Annotated in this window: 5 protein-coding genes; 1 reads left to right on the top strand and 4 read right to left on the bottom strand. The window is 70.5% G+C overall.

The window, feature by feature from the left end:
* From ACFWGJ_RS38555 to ACFWGJ_RS38545, 3 genes are all read right to left on the bottom strand, one after another.
* On the bottom strand, positions 1-1,073 hold a 1,073-nt coding region (locus tag ACFWGJ_RS38555), incomplete at its 3' end, for an alpha-amylase family glycosyl hydrolase (RefSeq protein ID WP_387333618.1).
* Complete coding sequence (locus tag ACFWGJ_RS38550) at positions 1,070-3,325, bottom strand: maltotransferase domain-containing protein (protein ID WP_387333617.1); 2,256 nt, start codon at positions 3,323-3,325, stop codon at positions 1,070-1,072. The genes ACFWGJ_RS38550 and ACFWGJ_RS38555, both read right to left, overlap by 4 nt.
* A gap of 258 nt (positions 3,326-3,583) precedes the next feature.
* Complete coding sequence (locus ACFWGJ_RS38545) at positions 3,584-4,783, bottom strand: S8 family peptidase (protein WP_387333616.1); 1,200 nt, start codon at positions 4,781-4,783, stop codon at positions 3,584-3,586.
* Between the two features lie 316 nt (positions 4,784-5,099).
* Here ACFWGJ_RS38545 and ACFWGJ_RS38540 point away from each other — a divergent pair, with 316 nt between their 5' ends.
* Entirely contained in the window at positions 5,100-7,718 is a 2,619-nt protein-coding gene (locus ACFWGJ_RS38540; protein ID WP_387333615.1) for a glycosyltransferase family 1 protein, read from the top strand.
* A gap of 55 nt (positions 7,719-7,773) precedes the next feature.
* On the opposite strand, the gene ACFWGJ_RS38535 is transcribed toward ACFWGJ_RS38540, so the two are convergent.
* A complete protein-coding gene (locus tag ACFWGJ_RS38535) occupies positions 7,774-8,280 on the bottom strand; it encodes a DUF1990 family protein (protein WP_387333614.1) in 507 nt (168 codons plus the stop codon).
* Positions 8,281-8,363 lie beyond the last annotated feature (83 nt).

Genomic DNA, 8,363 nt, shown 5'->3' with positions numbered 1-8,363 from the left:
TTGGCGCGCATGCGCGGGTCTTTGGCGTATTCCGCATACATGTAGTCGCGTTCTTCGTCGGTGACCATTTCGAGGGTGAGCTCGTCGTGGTTGCGCAGGAAGATGCCCCACTGGCAGCCGGAGGGGATGGCCGGGGTCTTCGCCAGGATCTCCGAGACGGGGTAGCGGGACTCGCGCCGCACGGCCATGAAGATGCGCGGCATGACCGGGAAATGGAAGGCCATGTGGCATTCGTCGCCGCCGGCGGTGTAGTCGCCGAAGTAGTCGACGACGTCTTCGGGCCATTGGTTGGCCTCGGCGAGCAGGACGGTGTCGGGGTAGTGGGCGTCGATCTCGGCGCGGACCTGCTTGAGGACCTGGTGGGTGGCGGGGAGGTTTTCGCAGTCGGTGCCCTCTTCGGCGAAGAGGTAGGGGACGGCGTCGAGGCGGAAGCCGTCGATGCCGAGGTCGAGCCAGAAGCGCAGGGCGGAGACGATTTCCTCGACGACGGCGGGGTTTTCGAAGTTGAGGTCGGGCTGGTGGGAGAAGAAGCGGTGGAAGTAGTACTGCTTGCGGATGGGGTCGAAGGTCCAGTTGGAGGCTTCGGTGTCGACGAAGATGATGCGGGCGTCGGCGTACTGCTGGTCGTCGTCGGCCCACATGTAGTAGTCGCCGTAAGGCCCGGTGGGGTCGTTGCGGGAGGCCTGGAACCACGGGTGCTGGTCGCTGGTGTGGTTCATGACGAAGTCGATGATGACGCGCATGCCGCGCTGGTGGGCGGCGTCGACGAATTCCACGAAGTCGGCGAGGTCGCCGAATTCGGGCAGGACGGCGGTGTAGTCGGAGACGTCGTAGCCGCCGTCCCTGAGGGGGGACTGGAAGAAGGGGGGCAGCCACAGGCAGTCGACGCCGAGCCATTGGAGGTAGTCGAGTTTGGCGGTGAGGCCTTTGAGGTCGCCGATGCCGTCGCCGTTGCTGTCCTGGAAGGAGCGGACGAGGACTTCGTAGAAGACGGCGCGTTTGAACCATTCGGGGTCCCGGTCTTTGGCGGGGGTGTCCTCGAAGGTGTCCGGGACGGGTTCGTTGACGATCATGTGGGTGACCCTCCGGTGGGCGGTGAGGACGGTCGCAGGACGGTCAGTACGTGCGCGGCCCGGTGACCGGGGGTGAGGCGTACGTAGTTGGTCCTGCCCCAGGGGTAGATCTCGCCGGAGAGCTCGTCGCGTACCGGCAGTGACGCGTGCCAGTCGAGGCCGAGTCGTGGCATGTCCAACGAGATGGTGGCTTCCTGGGTGTGGTGGGGGTCGAGGTTCACGACCACCAGAACCGTGTTCGATCCGCGTGCGTCCGTGACCGACTTGGAGTAGGCGAGCACCGCCTCCTTGTCCGTGTGGTGGAAATGCAGGTCACGCAGTTGTCGAAGGGCGGGGCTGCGGCGCCTGATCGCGTTGAGTTCGGCAATCAGGGGCGCGATGCTACGGCCTTCGCGTTCCGCCGACTCCCAGTCTCGCGGACGTAGTTGGTACTTTTCGGAGTTCAGGTATTCTTCGCTGCCGTCGCGCACCGGCACGCCTTCGCACAGCTCGAATCCGCTGTAGACACCCCAGGTGGGGGAGAGGGTCGCGGCCAGTACCGCGCGCAGTTCGAAGGCGCCCCGGCCACCGTGCTGAAGGAACTCGTGCAGGATGTCGGGGGTGTTGACGAAGAAATTGGGCCGCATGTAGGCGGCCGCGTCACCGGAGAGCTCGGTGAGGTATTCGGTCAGTTCCTCTTTGGTGTTGCGCCAGGTGAAATACGTGTACGACTGCTGGAAACCGATCGCGCCGAGGGTGTGCATCATCGCCGGGCGGGTGAACGCCTCCGCCAGGAAGATCACATCGGGATCGGTGCGATTGATCTCCCCGATCACTTCCTCCCAGAAGATGACCGGTTTCGTATGCGGATTGTCGACACGGAAGATCCGTACGCCATGGCTCATCCAGAACCGCAGCACCCTGAGCGTCTCCCGCACCAGGCCCGGCATGTCCTTGTCGAAGGCGATCGGATAGATGTCCTGGTACTTCTTCGGCGGATTCTCCGCATAGGCGATCGTGCCGTCGGAGCGGTGGTGGAACCATTCCGGGTGCTTCTCCACCCACGGGTGGTCGGGGGAGCACTGGAGCGCGAAGTCGAGTGCGATCTCCAGGTCCAGTTCCGCGGCCCTGCGCACGAAGTCGTCGAAGTCGTCGATCGTGCCGAGGTCGGGGTGGACGGCGTCGTGCCCGCCCTCCGACGAGCCGATCGCCCACGGCACCCCTACGTCGTGCGGGCCGGGGTCCAGCGTGTTGTTGGGGCCCTTGCGGAAGGTCGTGCCGATGGGGTGGATCGGTGGCAGGTACACCACGTCGAAGCCCATCGCGGCGATCGCGGGCAGCCGCCGGGCCGCCGTCGCGAACGTACCGCTGACCGGCGGTTTCCCGGGTTCGACCACCGCGCCCTCCGAGCGCGGGAAGAACTCGTACCAGGACCCGAACAGCGCCCGCTCCCGCTCGACCTGGAGGCTCAGCGGGTCGGCGGCGGTGACCAGTTCGCGCAAGGGGTGGCGGGCGAGGACATGGTCCACGTCCGGGGTGAGCGCGGCGGCCAGCCGGGCCGCCGCCGGACGGGCGGTGTCGCGCAGGGCCTCCACGGCGGCGAGGATCGCCTCCCGCCGGCCCTTGCTCTTCGGCACCCCGGCCGCGGCACGCTCGTACAGCAGCGCGCCCTCCTCCAGGACCAGCTCGGTGTCCATGCCCGCCGGGATCTTGATCCGGGCATGGTGGCGCCAGGTGGTGATCGGATCACCCCAGGCCTCCACCGTGTAAGTCCACAGGCCGGGCGCCGGTACGGAGACGGTGGCGCCCCAGCGGTCGGTGCCGGGGGCGAGTTCGCGCAGGGGTGTCCAGGGGCCCGTGCGGCCCTCGGGGCCGCGCAGCACGACGTTCGCGGCGACCGCGTCGTGGCCCTCCCGGAAGACCGTCGCGGAGATCTCGAAGGACTCTCCCACCACGGCCTTGGCGGGGCGGCGGCCGCCCATGACGACAGGACGTACGTCCAGGACGGGGATACGGCCGATCACGGGGGCGTTCACGGGGATGCCTTCGGGGGCGGGGGTGGCCCGCCCGGAGGCGGGCGCCGTGGGCCCGGCCTGGTTCTTCGGCCCGGTCGCAGCGGCGGGACGGGCCGGGCCGGTCCGTTCCGCCGGAGTCGGCTGCTCCGCGGTCCGGGTCTTCGATGCCGGTGGGCGGTCCGCTTTCTCCCCCGGATCCGGGGGTGGTGTGGTGCCGGGCGTCGGGGGTGGTGACGGCTGGTGGTGCATGGCGGGCATGACCGCTCCTGTCCGCGTCAACGTGGGTGGGCGGATGAGAGTGTGGGGAGGTGGTTCCTGTGGTGCGTTACCGAGGGAGCCTTCCCTCCCCTTTCGGGTGGGCAATCCGGCACTTTGTTAACTACTCGCGCGTATGTCCACACACAAGACCGGCCTCGCCCGCTGGGAATCCGCCACTGATCTGCAGTGCATCAACTGATCCGTGAAGCATCTACCCGGGATTCGCGGGACAAGACCGGTCTGTGAAGGTGTTCTTGGTCAAGGGTTGTCGACCTGCAGGAGTTTGTCGGGGGAGCCCGCCCCCACGTCCGACAGAACCCCGTCGGCGGCCCGGTCGGCCAGGGCCCCGGCGACCTCGGCGGGGGCCGCCGAGGAGTGGTCGGCGAGATACAGCGCGGCCGCGCCTGCGGCATGGGGCGAGGCCATCGAGGTACCCGAGAAGGTGGCCGTGCCGGTGTCGCCCGTGTGCGAGGCCGAGGTGACACCCACGCCCGGCGCGAACAGGTCGACCCGCGCGCCCCAGTTGGAGAAGTACGCCCTGGCGTCCTTCGTGTCGCTCGCCCCGACCGTGACCGCCTCCTTGACCCGGGCCGGTGAGTCGAGGCTCGCCCGGCGGTTGTCGTTGCCGGCCGCGATCGTGTAGGTGACGCCGGACGCGATGGAGGTGCGTACGGCGGCGTCCAGCTGCGCGTTCGCGGGACCGCCCAGGCTCATGTTGGCGACGGCCGGTTTCACGGCATGGACCGTCACCCAGTCGATACCGGCGATGACCTGCGACAGCGTGCCGGCCCCCGTGTCGTCGAGCACCCGGACGGCGACGACCCGCGCCTGCTTCGCGACCCCGTACGTCGTGCCCGCGATCGTGCCCGCCACATGCGTGCCGTGGCCCTGGCCGTCCTGCGCGACGGCGTCGCCGTCGACGAAGTCCCAGCCGGAGGAGGCCCGGCCGCCGAAGTCCTGGTGGGTGACCCGCACACCGGTGTCGATGACGTACGCCGTCACGCCCTGGCCCGCCGACTCCGGCCAGGTGTAGCTGCGGTCCAGCGGCGGCTCCCGCTGGTCGAGGCGGTCGAGGCCCCACGGCGGGTCCGACTGCTGGTGCTCGACGCGCACCGTGGCGTCCCGGGCGACCGAGACGACCCGGGGGTCGGCGGCCAGCCGCCGCGCCTGCCGCTCGCCGGCCCGCACCGCGTAGCCGTTGAGCGCCGCGCTGTAGGTGTGGCTTATTCTCGCGCCGTACTCGGCGGCGACCTCCCTGCCCGCCTTCGACGGGGCTTTCGTCGCTCCTTCGAGCGTCACGATGTAACTGCCTGAGACGGAGCCGGCTCTCGCGCTGCCGGAAATCCGCCCCTCGGGCGCGGCGTGCGCCGGCGGAACGGGGGCCGAGACCGCCGCCGCCGTCAGGACCGCGGTCAGGCCTCCCGCCCAGTGCAGCCGCCGTGTGCGCCTCACTGCCATGGTGTGCGCTCCCCTCGTCGACATGCGGCAGCCTCTCGTGCGCCGCGAACCCCCACAACCCCGCACGCCGGTGCGGAATCGGCCATACCGCCCACGCGCCCCGGAGAGTCCGCGCCCCGACCGGGGCGCCCCGTCAGGGGCGCGGGGAACGACTGCGGCCCGCCCCCACCGGCCCGCAGTCGCACCACTGCACTCCCGGCGAAGCACAGCGCAGCGCTGCGCGCCGTGGTTGCGGAGCAACGACGCCGCTACCGTCGTGGATGACGTCCGTACGTCCTTGGCGACAGCGATACGCCCTTTGTGAAGGTGGAAGCTCGTGAAGGCCATCCGCAGGTTCACCGTGCGACCCGTACTCCCGGAAGCCCTCCACCCCCTCAGCGACCTGGCGCGCAACCTGCGCTGGTCCTGGCATGCCGAGACCCGTGACCTCTTCCAGTCCGTCGACCCCGAGCGTTGGACCGCCTCGGGCTGCGATCCCGTACGGCTCCTCGGGAGCGTGTCGTCCGGGCGGCTGGCCCAGCTGTCCGACGACCGCAGGTTCCTGAGGCGGCTGTCCGCCGCCGCCGACGATCTCCACGACTATGTGACGGGCGACCGCTGGTACCAGTCCCAGCCGTCCGAACTGCCCGCCGCCATCGCCTACTTCTCACCCGAGTTCGGCATCACCGCCGCGCTGCCGCAGTACTCCGGCGGCCTCGGCATCCTCGCCGGGGACCATCTCAAGGCGGCCAGCGACCTCGGCGTACCCCTGATCGGTGTCGGACTGCTGTACCGGCACGGATACTTCCGGCAGTCCCTGTCCCGGGACGGCTGGCAGCAGGAGCACTATCCGGTCCTGGACCCCAACGAACTGCCCGTCTCCCTGCTGCGCGAGGCCGACGGCACCCCCTCCCAGGTCTCCCTGGCCCTCCCCGGCGGCACGGCCCTGCACGCGCGGATCTGGCTGGCCCAGGTCGGCCGGGTCCCGCTGCTGCTCCTCGACTCCGACGTCGAGGAGAACGACCTCGGCGAACGCGGGGTCACCGACCGGCTCTACGGCGGCGGCAGCGAACACCGGCTGCTCCAGGAGATGCTGCTCGGCATCGGAGGCGTACGCGCCGTGCGTACGTACTGCCGGCTCACCGGCCACGCGCGGCCCGAGGTGTTCCACACGAACGAGGGCCACGCGGGCTTCCTCGGTCTGGAGCGCATCCACGAACTGTCCTACGAGGACCTCGACTTCGAGGCCGCGCTTGAGGCGGTCAGGGCCGGGACCGTCTTCACGACCCACACCCCCGTGCCCGCCGGCATCGACCGCTTCGACCGGGAGCTGGTGGCCCGCCACTTCGGCCCCGACGCGGAACTCCCGCGCATCGACGTCGAACACATCCTGCGCCTCGGCATGGAGACCTACCCGGGCGGGGAGCCGAACCTCTTCAACATGGCCGTGATGGGACTGCGCCTCGGCCAGCGCGCCAACGGCGTCTCCCTCCTGCACGGCCAGGTCAGCCGCGAGATGTTCTCCGGGCTGTGGCCCGGCTTCGACCCGGCCGAGGTCCCCATCACCTCGGTGACCAACGGCGTCCACGCCCCCACCTGGGTGGCCCCCGAGGTGTTCCGGCTCGGCGCCCGGCAGATCGGCGCGCAGCGCACCGAGGACGCCCTCACCGTCGGCGGCTCCGAGACCTGGGACGCCGTCGCCGACATCCCCGACCAGGACATCTGGGAACTGCGCCGCTCCCTGCGCGAGCAACTGGTCGCGGAGGTACGGGAGCGGCTGTACGCGTCCTGGCGGCAGCGGGGCGCGGGCACGGCCGAACTGGGCTGGATCGACGGCGTACTGGACCCGGACGTCCTGACGATCGGCTTCGCCCGCCGCGTCCCCTCCTACAAACGCCTCACGCTGATGCTGCGGGACCGCGACCGGCTCATGGACCTGCTGCTGCACTCCGAGCGGCCCGTGCAGATCGTGGTGGCGGGCAAGGCCCACCCCGCCGACGACGGCGGCAAACGCCTCGTCCAGGAACTGGTGCGCTTCGCCGACGACCCGCGCGTACGCCACCGGATCGTGTTCCTCCCCGACTACGGCATGGCGATGGCGCAGAAGCTCTACCCCGGCTGCGACATCTGGCTCAACAACCCGCTGCGCCCTCTGGAGGCGTGCGGCACCTCGGGCATGAAGGCCGCGCTGAACGGCTGCCTCAACCTGTCGGTCCTGGACGGCTGGTGGGACGAATGGTTCCGGCCGGACTTCGGCTGGGCGATCCCCACGGCGGACGGCACCGCGGTCGACGACGACCGCCGCGACGAACTGGAGGCCACCGCCCTCTACGACCTGCTGGAGCAGCGGGTGGCCCCGCGCTTCTACGAACTGGGCCAGGCGGGCCTGCCCGACCGCTGGATCGAGATGGTCCGCCAGACCCTCTCCCACCTGGGCCCCAAGCTCCTGGCGGGCCGCATGGTCCGCGAGTACGTCGAACGCCTCTACACCCCGGCGGCGCTGGCCCACCGCTCCATGGACCACCCCGCCGCGAGGGAGCTGGCGGTGTGGAAGTCCCGGGTGCGGGCGGCCTGGCCGCACGTCACGGTCGACCACGTCGAGACGACGGCCGTGACCGCGACGGCCGAACTGGGCTCGACGCTGTCCCTGCGGGTCCTGGTCGGCCTCGGCGACCTGGCGCCGGACGACGTCGAGGTCCAGGCGGTCTCAGGGCGCGTCGACTCCGAGGACCGCATCACGGACGGCACGACGTTCCCGCTGAAGCCGGCGGGCGGCCCGGACGCGGAGGGCCGCTGGCTCTACGAGGGCCCGCTCTCCCTCGACCGCACGGGCCCCTTCGGCTACACGGTCCGTATCCTCCCGGCCCACCGGCTCCTCGCCTCCACCGCGGAACTGGGTCTGGTGGCGGTCCCCGCGGAGGAGCTGACGGAGGGAGCGGGAGTGCTCATGCGGTGAGGTGACGCGGAGCCGGTGTGCGGCGGGACGGCAGGCGGGAATCGGACGACGGGGCCTAGGCCTCGTCGAACTCGGCGCACATCCTCCGCAGCACCGCCCCGCACCGCCGCGCGTACGCGTGCTGCAGACCGCGGGTCGCCGGGCCGCCCGCACGGGTGTACCACTTCGCGGGGCGGCTGAAGGCGGTCACGGTCAGCCAGACCGTGCCGTCGCCCGTGCGGTCGACCACGAAGGCCTCCTCGCCGGACTCCGGGTGGCCGGGCAGGGTGCCGTAGGCCCAGCCGGCGCGGCGCGGTTCGTCGAGGATCCAGACCACGCGGCAGGGCGCCTTGATGAGGGGACCCAGGCCGACCGTCACGTCGACGCCCGGGGCGGCCTCGGCGGCGTCCGTCGTGATGGTGACACCGGCCGCCTTGTGGACCTCCCAGGTCATGACCGCCTGCGAGGCCGTCTTGAAGACCTCGTGGCCCTCGCCTATGCGGGTGCGGACATGCAGGGGGTGGAAGCCGGGTGGGCACCGGCCGTCGCGGGTCGCGCCCACATCCTCGTACGTGAAGGGCATGGGAACCAAGAGTAGGGCGGTACCCGGGACCGTTTAACTCCCGGGGACCCCCCCCCGCAAAACAAGGTGGGGGGCACGCCCCG

The sequence above is a fragment of the Streptomyces sp. NPDC060205 genome (assembly GCF_042728395.1).
Lineage (GTDB): Bacteria > Actinomycetota > Actinomycetes > Streptomycetales > Streptomycetaceae > Streptomyces.
Note: the sequence above shows the minus strand (reverse complement) of the source record. Positions and strands in the feature narration are given on the sequence as shown.

Excerpts from the sequence above, each read along its gene's own strand:
- ACFWGJ_RS38545 (WP_387333616.1), bottom strand. The coding sequence starts at position 4,783 with ATGGCAGTGAGGCGCACACGGCGGCTGCACTGGGCGGGAGGCCTGACC.
- ACFWGJ_RS38535 (WP_387333614.1), bottom strand. The coding sequence starts at position 8,280 with ATGCCCTTCACGTACGAGGATGTGGGCGCGACCCGCGACGGCCGGTGC.
- ACFWGJ_RS38550 (WP_387333617.1), bottom strand. The coding sequence starts at position 3,325 with ATGCCCGCCATGCACCACCAGCCGTCACCACCCCCGACGCCCGGCACC.